We start from the raw sequence: 13,459 nt of genomic DNA, 5'->3' as shown, positions 1-13,459 counted from the left end.
TCACCCCGCCGGGGGGAACAGCGGGGAGAACGCGGGCACCAGGGGCACGGGGTCGCCCTCCCCGGCGGGCAGGTACGCCAGCGGGGCGTACCGGTAGACCACGCCGTGCGGCTCGACGGCCGCCGGCCCGTCCTCGCCCTGCGGCCACAGGACGTCACCGGGGATCGTGCGGGCCGGGACCAGCCAGTGGTCGCCCCGCCGGAAGTGACCCGCCGTCCGCTGCCCGTCCGGCCCCCGCTGCCCGTCCGGACCGGGCTCCCCGTCCGGGCCCGCCGCCGTCGGCTGCCGCGGGGCCTCGAACCGGACCTCCACGCCGTCCTCCAGGGCGATCCACGTGTCCAGGACCACGGGCAGGGCGTCCTCGCCCCGCGGCGGCCGGTGGTCCCAGCGCCGCAGGTACGGGTGCAGTTCCGGATCCCCGCCGACCTGCGGGGGCGGCTGTCCCCCGGGCGGGCCCGCGTTGGGGTCGGCGTCGAGGGTGAGGGTGCGGCCGGGCACGTCGACCGCGACGATCCGGTGGACGCCCTGCGGCGGGCCGCCCGGCACCTCGTCCGCGACGTGCACCGCCGCCGCGTCGTCGACGAGCTCGACCAGATCGCCCACGTCCAGCCCCAGCCGGTGGTCGCGCCCCCAGCCCTCCACCGTCACCACCGGCCCCGCCACCGAGGTCACCGGCAGGGCCACCGAGGCGTTCTCCCGCGACCAGACGAACGTGGCCACCGGCTCCGCGGACCGGGCGGCACCCCGCCCCCGGCGGGTCCGCGCCACCGGCCGCGCCGGGTCCGCGCCGGGCAGCAGGCCCGCCCCTGAGGTGTGGACCTGCACCCGGTACAGCTGGTTCTCCGGCCCCCGGAACCGGGGCCGGGGCGCGACGGCGCACGGGTCGGACGGCGCCGCCGGCTCGTACCCGGCCCGCGCCGCCAGCCGGCCCGCCGGCCGGTACAGCCCGTCCAGCCAGGACCGGAACCAGGCGGGCGCCTCCGCGGCCCCCGGATCCGGATCCCGCTCCCCGAAGCCGTGCAGCACCACCTGCCAGACGACCCTGGCCCGCGCGGCGGTGTCCGGGCCGGTGCCGCCCAGCGCGATCTCCCGGATCGCCGGGTCCTGGATCACGGTGACCTCCCGCTCCCAGGCCCGGAGGTAGACCAGCGCCGGACCCGCCGGGACGGGCGCCGTCTCGGGGTCGACGTGGCCCTCGGGCTGGGTCAGGTACGTGGTCGGTACGTCGTTCTCGACGAGCAGGCCGTCGACGTACAGCCGCCCGGCGCCGATCGCGAGGTCGCGGTCCGGGTCCTGCGGGATCCGGGCCACCGAGAACCCGGGCGCGCCCCGCGGCACGGCCGCCGGCCCGAGCACGTCGGCGACGACGGTGCGCAGGTAGTGCAGCAGCACGGCGGTCTGCTCGTTCGCGTCGGCGTCCAGGGTGACCCGCCCCTGCTGGTGGACGATCCGCGAGTAGTGCTTCGACGGGTCGAACGAGACGCGCGAGATGTCGACGGACAAGATGTGCCTCCTCGGGGACGGAACTCAGGTGACGAACAGGACGCCGCTCGACGTGCCGGCCGGCGTGTACTCCGCCAGCCGCCGGCGCAGCCCGTCCTCGCGCTGGGGCTGGAACAGGCCGTGGAACGCGCCGAGTTCGGAGCCGTCCTCGGCGCCGCGGCGGATCTCCGGCGGGCAGGCCGCGGAGAGCTGCGCGTAGCCGGGCGTCCCGTAGGCCGTGCTCGTGAACCGGGGGACGACCCGGGCCGCGTCCCCGGAGGCGGCCGGCTCGCAGTGGAAGGGCGCGGGCGTGCGGGAGCCCGGCGCGAGGTAGCTGAACCGGACGCAGCCCCGGTCGCGGACCGCGACGTGCGCCACGCCGTCCAGCAGGGAGTCCTCCACGACCCCGACCGCATGGGTGCGCACCGTGCCGATGACGGTGGTCGCCCGCGCCGACAGTTCGGCGTACGCGCACCCGCCGTCCGGTCCGCCGAACGCGGGCAGCGCGCTCGACGTGGCGTCGAGGACCGAGTCGCTGAAGAAGACCCGGTTCGGCGCGGCGCACTCCTCGTCCGCCTCCACCAGGACGGCCCCCGTGATGCTGTCGCGGACCTCCACGCACGCGGGGGTGCGCACGAGCTCCAGGCCGGGCTCACCGGGGTGCTCGCAGCGGCAGCCCCGGTCGAGCGACCAGCCCGGTACGAGCGTGCAGTGGCTGATCTCCACCCGGCCCACGGGCCCCTGGACGCGGACGCCGCGGCCGGTCACCAGCAGCCCGGCGAGCCGCAGCGAGGGCAGCGGTCCCTCCCCCCGGCCCGTCCCCGTGAACCGCAGCGCGTCCGGGCGGTCGGCGTGCCAGTCCAGCAGCCGCAGCACCGGCCGGCTGCCGGGCGCCGCCCGCACGGTGAGCCGGTCGCCCAGGTCCAGCCGGATCTCGGTCCGCTGCCGGAACGCCACCGACCCGACGAGCTCGATCACCGCCTCGCGGCGCGCCGGGTCGGCCCGCTTGTCCTCGTACCACCGGGCGACGGCCTGCGCGGGCCGCTCGAACTCCTCACCGGGCCCGACCCGGTAGCGGGCCGCCCCCGGCCCGGAGGGCGCCACGGGCACCGGATACTCCCCGCCGCCCATGGGGGCCGGGAAGGCGTGGTGGTAGCTCACCCGCAGCCCCTCCCCGGGCGCCGAGCGCGGCGCGAAGGCGATCCGCCCCAGCACCGGGTCCACGGCGACCTCCCCCCGGCGCGGCGCCCGGCCCCCGTGCGACGGCTCCCACCGCGACAGGTCCGCCGCGACGATCGCCGACAGCGGCACCGGCGTGCCGTCCCCGCTCCACACGCACAGGCTCTTGCCCGGCCCGTAGTAGTGGGCCGTGCGCTCCTCGAACGCCCGCCGCCGGATGAAGGCGGGGACGTTCGTCTCGTCCGCGATGTGCGTCGGCGCCGGCTCGGTCACGGGAAGCGTCACCAGCGGGGTGTCGTTGCCGAGGACGCTGAAGGTGTAGTGGCCGCGGTCGCGGTCGACGCAGTACGCCGGCGCCCGGGTCAGGGAATGGGCGGCCAGGCGCCACACGAACAGCCCGACGCCCGCGACGCCCCCGTGCCCCGGACCGTGCGCCGAATCGACCCCGCGGACGTCCGCCGTGTGCGCGAGGCGGTCGAACGGCCCGTCCACCAGGTCGAGTTCGTCGCCGCACCGCAGGTCCGCCAGCCGCCCGGAGCGCAGCCGCCGCCCGATGTCCGGCCCGTAGGCCGCGTACCGGCGCACGGGCTGGTCGAAGGCGAGCAGCGTACGGAACTCCACCGCCCGGGCCGGCCAGTCGGCCACGTCGCGCGCCAGGTCCTCCAGGACGGCCAGGGTGCCCTTGCGCCGCCGGTTCGCCGAGGTGCGGGCGACATCGCGACGGGGCGCCACCGCGGCCGCGAGCCGCGCCGCGGCCCCGTCCCCGCGGGCGAGCGCCGCCTCGTACCCGGGCAGCGCCTCGTAGCCGACCAGCGCCCCGATGTAGGGCAGCACCCAGTCCTGGCAGGTCTCCACGAACCAGTCGGCGTACTGCCGGCGCACCGACTCCCGCACGAGGACGCGCTGTTCCTCCATCACCTCCAGCAGCGCCCGCAGGGGCATCCCCTCCTCGGCGTCCCTGCGCCGGTAGAGGGCCGGCAGCAGTTCGTACAGGGTCCGCTCCGCACCGGTCGTCACGGCAGCCTCCGCAGGATCAGGGTCTGGGGCAGGTCGGGGGTCATCACGGCCAGCTGGGCCGGGCGCACGGACACGGAGACGACCAGGCGCCGCCCCCGCTCCAGGCCGGGCGAACGCAGGCCCGGGTTGAGGGCCACGAGCTCCTCCACCCGCAGGCCGTGGCGCACGGCGACCGACGTCAGGGTGTCGGCGGCCCCGGTCGGGTCGTGGCCGACCACGTGCACCCGGGGTTCGGCCCGCGCAGGCAGCGCGTCCACCGTCGCCGCCGCGCCCCGCAGGCCGGAGACGAGGTCGACGAGGGCCAGCGGATCGGCTGCCGAGCCGATCCCGGCGAACACGTCGACGTCGAGGTGGTCGACCCCCGGCACGGCCTGCGCGGCGGCCAGGACGCGGCTGAGCCGGGCCGGCTCGGCCAGGTCGCGCGCGGCGAAGCCGAGCACGCCGAGGACGGCGGCCCGCACCGCCGGTTCGACGGTCTCGAAGGCGTGGTCCGGCAGCACCTTCACACCCGCCGACAGGACCAGCAGCACCAGCTCCCGCACATCGACCCGCACCGGGACGTGCGGGTCCCCGAAGTCGCCGAGCGCGGCCGACAGTCCGGCCGTCAGCGGGTCCGGGGCGGTGAGGGGCACGTCGCCGGCGGCGGCGACCGTGACGTGGACGATCTCGCGCCGGCCGTCGAACAGCCGGGTGGCCGCCGCCCGGCCGATCCCGGCGCGGGCCCGCGCGAAGTCGGCGTAGTCCCGTACCGACAGCAGCCGGTCCAGGGCCCGGGTGCGCAGCGGGATCACGGCGCGCAGGTCGCGCGGCCCGTCGGCGTCCGTGCCGCCCGTGGAGGCCAGCGGATTGGTCACGGAGCCCACCCCGAGCGGACGGCTCACGGCCTGGGTGATCCGGCCGGGCGGCAGGTTGCCGTCCGGCCCCGCGCCGACCCGGTAGACGGCGGTGACGTTCTCCACCCCGCTCCGCAGCCGGGCGCCGTGGACCCCGTCACCGAACGCCACCGTCGCGGTGCCGGCGTCCGGATCCCGGTCGAGCGCGTACGCCGGGTCCTTGGGGCCGAGGAGCGCGAGGTCCTCGGTCCGGGGGCGGCGGACACCGTCCACCCGTACCGTCAGGGCGGGTTCGGCGCCGTCGGGCGTGGCGGCCGGCAGGTACGTCAGCGGTGCGGCGGCCGTCACCCCGCGCAGCGCGAACGACTGCCCGGCCCGGGAGGCGTCCCCGCTGCCGAGGACCTCCGACCGGGTCTCGCCCTGCGTGGCGGGCACGACGTTGCCGTACACGGTCACGGTGTCCCGCCGGTAGGTGTAGGTCAGCGGCGCCGCGAGGAGGAGCTCGGTGTGCACGGTGTCCCCGCCGGCGGTGGCGTCGACGTCCTGGCGGACGGAGGCCAGCATGACCGGCTCGCTCCCGGGGACGCCCGTGGTCCCCGGGACGTCGGTCCGCTCACCGGAGACGACCAGCCGGTGGCCGGGCAGCAGCCCGGGGCAGACCCCCGCGAGCTCGATCCGGGCGCCCGCGACGTCCTCGGTGAGCGGGTCGTCGGCCAGGACGAGGTCCTCGCCCCCCGCCCAGACGGTGATGTCCCCGTACGGAACGACGCCCCCCGCGTCCGGCGCCCCGTGCCACGGGCCGTCCACGGTGAGCCGGGTGACGGGCACGAAGACCGGCGGCGCGCCCGCCGCGACGGGGAAGGGCAGCCGCAGCTGGGTGACGTCCAGGACCAGGACCAGGTGGCTCTCGGGCGCCGGGCGGGGCTGCTCGGCGAGCACCCGGGAGCCCGGCAGCACCCCGTCGAAGTGGCCCTCCAGGTAGAGGTACTCGGTCCCGGCGGGCGCCTGGGCGCCCTGCGGGTCCAGGCGCGGATCCACCGGCCGGGCCTTGACGCGCAGCACCTGGACGCCCGCGTTCTCCCGGGGCGGGGCGATCCGCTGCGTGGTCCAGGCCCGGTGGACCGCACCGGCCAGCCGGGGATCGGCCGCCGCGAGCAGCCCGGGTACCGCGTCGGAGCGGGGGTCCCAGGCCTCGCACGGGTCGACGTCCAGGTCCCGGCCCGCCGCCGGGGGCCGGGGCGGGGTGCGGCGCAGGGCCGGGAGCACCGCGGCGGTGGCGACGAGCGCCGTCGCCCGGTCGCAGTCCGGGGAGCCGCAGCCGTCGCCGTACCGGGCTCCGTCTCCGGCCCGGTCCGCGTCGCCGTCCTCGCCGTCCCCGTCCGTGCGCCGTTCACCGGGTGTGCAGGGGCAGGCCAGCGCGTGCGCGAGCGCCCGCAGGTACTCGACCTCCGGCAGGCTGCGCCGGTGTTCGGCGGCCACGGCGGACAGCGCGGCGCGCAGGGCCCGTACCGCGTCGGCCACTTCCCCGGCCAGCCACCCGGCCAACGCCGCGTTCCCCCGGGCCGTGGTGAAGGCCACGCCCTCCGAGAACAGCCGGGCGGCGTCCGCGACCCTCCCGTACGCGTGGCTCGCGGCGCCCCCGTCCGGGGCCAGCCGCTCCAGCGCCGCCGCGACCGATGCCCGCAGGGCCGTCGCGGCCGGTACCCGGGGGCCGCTGCCGGCAACGGCCAGCAGGGCCTCCCGGGCCGCCTCCGCCGGGTCGGCGGGGGAGTCCGGGACGAGGTCGACGGCGGTGAGCGCGGCCGGGTGGTCGGCGGTCGCGCCCGCCACCACCCGTACGACCGGATCGTGGGCCGACCCGAACAGCAGCAGCAGCCGGTCACCGGGCCGCAGCCCCAGCGCGGACCCGGTGAAGGTGAGCCGCTCCAGCCGGCGCGCCGTGCCGGCCCGGAGCCGGGGCGGCACCGTCCTGCGCACCGGGAGGGTGTTCCAGGCGGCATCGGCCGTGAGCTCCTCGGCCGTCTCGAAGGTCTGCGGCAACCCCCCTGGTGCGGGCACGCTCTTGGCCTGCGACCCGGCCGGTACGACGGTCCGCGCGCCGGGGTCGAGGGTGTAGGCGAGGTACCCGCCGGCGCCGAGGGCGGGCCGCGGCCGGTGGCCGACCAGCCGCCCGAGCCGGACCAGGGACTCCGCCTCGACGGCCGTGGCCAGGTAGCCCTCCTGAGCGTGGCGCTCCCCGTAGAAGGTCAGCACGTCGGCGACGACCGCCCAGCAGTCGAGCAGGGCGACCGCCGGATCGTCGGTGGTGCGGGCGGTCAGCCGGTCGAGCTCCGGCCGGCTCGCCAGGCGTTGGAGCATCGCGGCCATGAACCGCCCGTGCGTGCCGACGCGGTAGTCGATCGAGGAACGCCCCGGCGGATTGTAGGTGGACGCCGGCGTCGGCGGCCCCCCGCGGCAGCAGCCCCCGCCCTCACCCGCGCCGCCGTTCCCGCTCCCGGCGCCGTTTCCCCCGAACCGGCTTCCCCCGCACCCGCATCCGCCGCCCCCGCATCCGCCGTGCCCGCATCCGCCGTGCCCGCTCATCGACCGCCCCCGATCCGCAGTTCCAGTACGCCGTTCCCGGGCCGGGCCGGATCGCCGTCGAGCCGCGCGATCTCGTCCGGTCCCAGCGGCAGGACACCCTCGCGCAGCGCGTCCGGCGAGGGCTCGAAGAGCCGCTCCAGCGCGGTGACCGAGACCGAAAGGACGCCGGGCACGGCCGCCGCCACCGCTACGATCCGGCTCACCCGCACGGGAGTTCCGAAGGTGAGCGCGTCGGGGTGGAAGAAGGCCGGCGCGCCGTCGGCCGTGCGGCCGTGGCCCAGCACCCGGGCCAGGGCCGCGCGCACGTGCCCCGCCACCGCCGACGGCTCGGTCTCCACGCACAGCGCCAGCCGCAGCGGCACCTGCCGGGCCGGCCCCACCCGCACCTCGTGCCCGATCCGGCGCACCCGGTGCAGCCGCTCCCGCACCCCGTCGAGCAGCGCCTCGGGGGCGACGTCCGTCCCCAGCGCGTCCACCGCCACCTGGGCCTCGTACCAGGAGCCGGTCCAGCGCAGCCGGGCTCCGGCCCCCTGCACGCCGGGCACCTCGCCCGCCAACGCCGCGTAGTCGGCCTCGGTGACGGCCCGCAGCAGCCGGCGCAGCGCCTCCCCGGGCGCCCGTCGGCGTACCTCGGCGAGCGGTTCGGGGTCGACGCCGCCCGTCGCGGGCAGCGGGTTGCGCACCCGGACCGTCACCCCGGTGACCCCGCACAGCTCCACGGTGTCGATGGCCTCCGCCCCGACGTTGCCCGCCGTACCGTTGCCGAGCCGGTAGCGCAGCGCGAGCACGGAGCCCGGGGCGGGGACCGCGCCGTGGCGGCCGTCGCCGAAGCGCAGCCCGAGGACGCCGTCGTCGTCGAGTTCGCCCACGAAGCAGCGGTCGGCGGGCCCGCAGTCGAGCAGGTCGCGCCGGGGCAGCCACACCGGCCCCGTGGCGCCTTCGCCGCTGTCGCCGCCGCCGTCGTCCGCCTGGACCTCCACCACCGGCAGGGCCGCGCGCGGATCGGGTGCCAGCGCCCGCGCGGCCGGCCCGTGGAAGACCGGCAGCTGCGGGTCGAGCGCCCCGCCCTCGGCGGCGCCCCAGCCCTGCCCGATCTCCCAGCCCTCGTCGGCGGCCCGCAGGACGTACCCGGCCCGTGCCCGGCGGGCGAGTTCCCGCAGCCGGGCCAGCTTGCGCTCCAGCAGCTCCTCGAAACGGGCCACGAGGGTGCGCAGCGCCGCCACCGGTTCGGTGCCCAGGGGCAGCCGGCGCAGGGCGGCGGCGCCGAACACGGTCGCGAGCCAGGCGAGGGCCGCCCCGTCGGGGCGGTGTCCCCTCTCGGCGGAGCGCAGCAGGTCGAGCAGCCGCTCCCGGGCACGGCCCGGGATCCCGTCCAGCCGCCGGGCCTGGGCCCGCGCGATGTCCGAGGGCAGTGGGAACGGCACGCTCCAGGTGACCGGAGCCGCGGCGCCGTCGCCCGGTACCCGCGGCTCGAACCGGTCCTCCGTCGGCGGGTACGCGGGCAGTTCCGCCGGACCGCCCGGATCGGCGCACCCGGACTCCGGCGGGCACGGACAGCCCGCGGCCCCCGGGGGCCGCGCGGGCCGGGTGACCCGCTCCGGCTGCGCACCGCACCAGGTGCGGCTCGCCCCGTGCTCGACGAGCACGGTGTTGCCCCGGGCCACGGCGACGTCCAGCGGGACGCACTGCGGACCGCCGACGGCGCGCACCCGCAGCGGGAAGGCCAGGGCGTCCTCCGCGTCCCACTCCACCTTCAGCAGGCGCTGCCCGTAGAGCCGGTCGACGCCGCGCCGCACCGCGACGAGCCGCACCGCCTGCCGGTGCCCGCGGTCGGCGTCGGCGGGCAGTCCCGTGGCCGCGCCGAGTACCTCCTCGAAGACGACCACGTCCCCGGCGCGCAGCGACAGCCGGTGTTCGCCCTCGCCGTCCCGCAGCGCGGCCGAGGTCGTGCCGGCGGGCAGGGAGTACTCGTGCTCGCCCCAGCTCCACAGGCCGATCCGGCCGTGCGCCGGCCGGACGGTGACCGGCTCGGCGCGCACGGGCTCGAAGACCTGCCCGCCGGCCCGGAACCGGAAGGTCCCGGCGGGCAGGGTGGTCCGCGCGTCGCAGGACAGGCAGACGAACGCCCGCGCGGCGCAGCCGTCGTGCATCGGGTAGTCGACGAGCCGCACGTGACGGCGGACCGAGGTGCGCAGCCGGGCGGTGTCCAGGTAGGCCTCCGCGGCGACCGCGTCCTGTTCGTAGCTCAACTGGTCGCCCGCGTACGCGAGGAGCTCGACGAGGGCGACCGTCATGTCGGCGGCGTGCCGCTCGCCCCATGCGGGCAGCGTCAGGGAGAGCCGCTCCAGCAGCGCGCGGCGCAGTCCCGCGTAGTCCTTGGCGAGGTAGTCGACGACCGGCTCCGGGAACACCCCGGGCGGACACGGACCGGGCCGGCAGTCCACCGTCGCCGGGCAGTCCTGGCCGAAGGTGAACCCGGCGGACGCGAAGAACGGGTCGAAGCCCTCCGGGGGTTCGGTGCCCGGCCGCCCGAAGGCGTCCGTCCGCACCACGGACAGGCGGTACTCGGACACGTCGCCCGGCCGGTCCACCCGCAACAGCACCCGGCCGGGCGGCTCCCCCTCCGCGTCGTCGCCGCGACCGGGATCCGTCTCGACCGACACCACCCGCAGGTCCCGGGCGACGACCCCGCCGTCGATCCGGAAGTTGGCCGGCACCAGCTCCCCGGGCACCGGACCGAAGAGGCTGACGGCGAGCCGCGTACGGCCCTCGTCCACCGTCACGGACTCGATCCCGGCCAGACCGGCGGCCCGCGCGTCGCGCTCGCGGACACCGAGGACGTGCTCCCCGTTCACCTGATCACCCCGCTGTCGAAGGCCTCGGTCCGGACGGCGCCGGTCGCCAGGAGTACGTAGCCGATCTCGATCCGCAGGGCCGCGTCCTCGGCGGTCACGGAGAGGGACCGGACGGCCAGGACATCGCCGAGCCAGCGGTGCAGGGCGGTCTGCACGGTCACCTGGAGGGCCGCCGCGAGGTCGGGGCCGTTCGGCTCGAAGACCAGGTCGAGCAGGCCGCAGCCGAAGTCGGGCCGGACCACCCGCTCCCCGGGACGGGTGAAGAGCACCTGCTCGATCATGTCGCGCACGTGGTCCTCGGTGCCGGTGAGCCGGGTGCGGCCGGTGGCCGCGGTCCCGAACGGGAAGTCGACGTCCACGGCGCTCACCCCGCCGTCACGCGGAGCTGGCCGGCGAGGACCAGCGGGGTCGTCGGGGGCGGCCCGGCGCACACGCCCGAGCCGGGCACCGGACCGGCCGGCGGGAGGGCCTGTACGAGGACGGGCCGGCCGCCGGCCAGCAGCCGTGAGGCCAGTCCCGTCCAGCGGACCGTCGTACAGGGCGGCGAACCGGACACCCCGGGACAGCCGGTGACCACCAGCTGGTCGGCGGCGGTGGCCAGCGGTGCGCCGCCGGCCAGCACCCGGGTCTGCGCGGGGGTGTTGCGTACGGGGGCGAGGTGCCCACAGGTGACCGCCGTCGCGGTCGTCACCACGGTTCCGGGCATCGCGCTCACCCCGGCAGCACGGTGAGCGCGCCGTTGCCGAGGTCGATCCCGGCCTGCGTCACCTTGATCGTCGGTCCGGAGGCGGAGGCACCGATCTCGATCCCGCCCTCGTAGAGCCGGATGTACGGTCCCGCCGGGCCCTTGAGCTGGAGCAGGATGCCGCCCGTGGGCCCCGCCAGGTCGGAGATCAGCAGGCAGCTCTGCGCGGGCGTCCCGATGACCACCTGCGGCACGCCGTCCGGCGCCGCCCGCGCGGCGGGCGGCAACTCCTCGGCCCCGCCGCGCCAGAACCCCGTCCACACGGCCCGGTCGGGGTCGCCGTCGACGAACTGGACCCAGACGCCGGAGCCGGCCAGCGGGACGACGTACATCCCGCTCGCGGGTCCGGCCAGCGGGGTCACCGGGTCCGCCCAGATGCAGGGGGCGTCGCCGAGCACGTCGGCCACCCGCACCAGGAGCCGCCCGGAGCGCAACGGGTCGAGGTTGGAGGCCACCACCCCCTGAAAGAGGCCGTGGTACTTCTTCGCGTCCTTCGTCACGGGATCACCGCCGGGGTCAGGGAGCCGAGGCCGTCGCGGGTGAGGGTGAACCCCTGCTTGTACTCGCCGCGCCGGATGTCGTGGGTCACGCTGGAGACGTAGTACAGCCCGTCGTAGGCCGGTCCGGCGCCGCGCACGCCCACCAGACGGCGGGCGCGCAGCACGTGCCCGTAGCGCAGCACGTCGAGCTTGCCCGTCCCGCGGACCGCGTCGGCCGCCGTCGAGGTGCGGCTCAGCCCCAGCAGCAGCGCCTCGGCCGGCGACCGGTCGCCGACGTCGGGCAGCGGCTCCTGCTTGAGCGTCACCGCGGGCCGCGCCGCGAGCGGCGGGTGCAGCAGGCCGACGTCGGGAACCGGCAGGTCGACGCCCAGTTTGGTGACCGGCTCCGTCACGGTCACCGTGTACTGGGTGCGGGAGAGCCCGTCGTAGGTGAACGACAGCGACTCGGCGGTGGCAGCGGCCCCCGCCCCGACGGTGAGGGCCGGTTGGACCGGTCCGGTGCGGACCTCGGGACCCCAGTAGGCCACGTTGGTCCCCGGGACCGGACCGGGCTCCAGGAAGAAGACGTACCCGACCTCCGAGGCCATGGCCTTCAGGTACTCCAGATCGGTGGACGCCTGCACCGGGATGTGCACCGCCGGGTTCGGCACGTCGGCGAGCACGGGCGGGACCGCCACCGGGGCGATCCCGTAGACGGCGTACTTGGCGCAGATCGCCGCGACGCGGGCCTGGTGCGGCAGCCCGGGGAAGTACGCCCGCTCGTGCCGGACGTCCATCAGGACCGTCAGGTCCTCGCCGGTGACGGTCAGCACCGACGCGCCCGGTTCGGCGCTCGGCGACAGTTCCTGCTGGGTGACGACCCCGTCCGCGAGGACGGTCGGAGTGCCGGCGACGACGCAGACCAGGACCACCCGGACGCCGGGGTCGAAGAAGCCCGCGGGCAGCAGCGCCCGCTGGATGACCGAACGCGCGCTCACGGCGAAGGCCAGCTGGAAGCCGCTCGCCTGCCCCGACGCGGTGGTGACCCGGACCGACTGCAGGGCGTCGGCCAGCGGGGCGGGCACCGGGACGGCGAGCACCGGCCCCATCAGGAGCATCAGCCGCAGGGCGCTAGCCACCGAGGCCCCCGCCCGCGTCGAGCACGCCCGCGCCCTGCGGCATCCCGGCCGGCAGGGTGATCCGCAGCCGCCGTCCCGGGACCCGCGTCAGAGACTCGGGGTCCAGGACCCGGTGCGCGTCGGCGATCCGCCACGCCTGCTCCGGGTCGCCGAGCTCCCGGGCGGCGACGAGGTCCAGGCGCTCGCCCGCCACGACGACGTGCGTCCCCACGGTGGTCAGGGTGTCCGGGTCCGGGGGGAAGCGGCGCCGGACGTAGGTGACGGTCCGGCCGTCGGGGAGGGTGAGAGAGGCGGTCGGGACGTTCTGGTAGCGGCTCGTGGCGGAGAACACGCGTACTCCTTCACAGACTCGTCAGGCCGAGGTCGGACGGGGTGCGGGGGACGAGCCCGGCGAGACGCTCGCCGGCCTGCCGGTGCTGGAGGTAGAGCAGACCGCCCTTGTGGCGGAAGCCGAGGTCGTCGACGGTCAGCACACGCGCGCCGACCGTGACCTTGGCCCGGATCGGGTTCAGGTCCGGGTCGAAGGCCTCCTCGGCCACCGTGAACTCCGTGATCCGCACGGGCAGGACCCTGCTGCGCCCGAGCACGAGCACCGTCAGCGGAGCCTCGACGGGTGCGACCTCGATCATCCCGAGGGCGGCCATCCGGTCCTCGGCCAGGAGCTGCGCCACGCTCGGGTGCAGGGCGCTCTCCAGGGCGGCCAGCACCGGGAACAGCCCGCTCCCGGCCTCCACCGGATGGCTGTCGGGGGCGTCGAGCTGCTCGGTGGCGTCGAACTCCGCGTCGAACCTGTACGTCTCGTGGGGCGGGCCCTTGAGCCGCTGGGCCTCCAGCCGGTCCCCGGGCTCGGGTCCGATGCCCTGCGGCTGTACGGTCCGGGTCAGCGAGTCCGGATTGAACTGGAACGCCACCGTCCGTACGGGGCGGCCCGTGTCCGGATCGAGCAGCACGAATCCGCCGCGGACCACCCGGGGCACCCCGGGGAACCCGGTCATGACCGCCCCCGCCCGGAACGGCCCGTACGGGTGCCCGTAGGCGAGCTCGTACGCGTGCCCGTACGCGAGCCCGGTGCGAGGGCAGCGTGCACCGACCGGGCGACCGCCCGGCCCGCGTCCCGCGCCCCGCCCGCGCCCCCGTGCGGCGCCGG

General features: G+C 77.1%; 10 protein-coding genes. All 10 read right to left on the bottom strand.

The window, feature by feature from the left end; genetic code table 11:
- Positions 1 to 1,503 carry a DUF6519 domain-containing protein gene (locus tag ABZW32_RS31325; RefSeq protein ID WP_356222382.1) on the bottom strand — a complete coding sequence of 501 codons (1,503 nt, stop codon included), beginning with the start codon at positions 1,501 to 1,503 and terminating at the stop codon, positions 1 to 3.
- A 24-nt stretch (positions 1,504 to 1,527) separates the two neighbouring features.
- A complete protein-coding gene (locus ABZW32_RS31320) occupies positions 1,528 to 3,678 on the bottom strand; it encodes a hypothetical protein (protein ID WP_356222379.1) in 2,151 nt (716 codons plus the stop codon).
- Complete coding sequence (locus ABZW32_RS31315; protein WP_356222376.1) at positions 3,675 to 6,869, bottom strand: putative baseplate assembly protein; 3,195 nt, start codon at positions 6,867 to 6,869, stop codon at positions 3,675 to 3,677. The genes ABZW32_RS31320 and ABZW32_RS31315 overlap by 4 nt, the downstream gene beginning before the upstream one ends.
- Positions 6,870 to 7,090: 221 nt before the next feature.
- Positions 7,091 to 9,949, bottom strand: coding sequence for a putative baseplate assembly protein (locus ABZW32_RS31310; RefSeq protein ID WP_356222373.1), 2,859 nt, complete (start codon positions 9,947 to 9,949; stop codon positions 7,091 to 7,093).
- Complete coding sequence (locus ABZW32_RS31305; protein WP_356222370.1) at positions 9,946 to 10,308, bottom strand: GPW/gp25 family protein; 363 nt, start codon at positions 10,306 to 10,308, stop codon at positions 9,946 to 9,948. Before ABZW32_RS31305 ends, ABZW32_RS31310 begins: the two co-directional genes overlap by 4 nt.
- Positions 10,309 to 10,313: 5 nt before the next feature.
- On the bottom strand, positions 10,314 to 10,655 hold the full coding sequence (locus tag ABZW32_RS31300) for a hypothetical protein (RefSeq protein ID WP_356222368.1): 342 nt from the start codon (positions 10,653 to 10,655) through the stop codon (positions 10,314 to 10,316).
- A gap of 5 nt (positions 10,656 to 10,660) precedes the next feature.
- Complete coding sequence (locus tag ABZW32_RS31295; protein WP_356222365.1) at positions 10,661 to 11,194, bottom strand: phage baseplate assembly protein V; 534 nt, start codon at positions 11,192 to 11,194, stop codon at positions 10,661 to 10,663.
- Entirely contained in the window at positions 11,191 to 12,312 is a 1,122-nt protein-coding gene (locus ABZW32_RS31290; RefSeq protein WP_356222362.1) for a hypothetical protein, read from the bottom strand. Before ABZW32_RS31290 ends, ABZW32_RS31295 begins: the two co-directional genes overlap by 4 nt.
- A complete protein-coding gene (locus ABZW32_RS31285) occupies positions 12,305 to 12,643 on the bottom strand; it encodes a LysM domain-containing protein (protein ID WP_356222359.1) in 339 nt (112 codons plus the stop codon). The genes ABZW32_RS31290 and ABZW32_RS31285 overlap by 8 nt, the downstream gene beginning before the upstream one ends.
- 10 nt (positions 12,644 to 12,653) lie before the next feature.
- Positions 12,654 to 13,459: hypothetical protein (locus ABZW32_RS31280; RefSeq protein ID WP_356222357.1), on the bottom strand; the 806-nt coding region annotated here is incomplete at its 5' end.

Origin of the sequence: Streptomyces sp. NPDC004667, from assembly GCF_040609475.1 — a bacterium.
GTDB lineage: Bacteria > Actinomycetota > Actinomycetes > Streptomycetales > Streptomycetaceae > Streptomyces.
This window is presented reverse-complemented; position numbering and strand designations above follow the sequence as displayed.

Coding starts and splice junctions, on each gene's coding strand:
- ABZW32_RS31315 (WP_356222376.1), bottom strand. CDS start 6,869: ATGCTCCAACGCCTGGCGAGCCGGCCGGAGCTCGACCGGCTGACCGCC.
- ABZW32_RS31300 (WP_356222368.1), bottom strand. CDS start 10,655: ATGCCCGGAACCGTGGTGACGACCGCGACGGCGGTCACCTGTGGGCAC.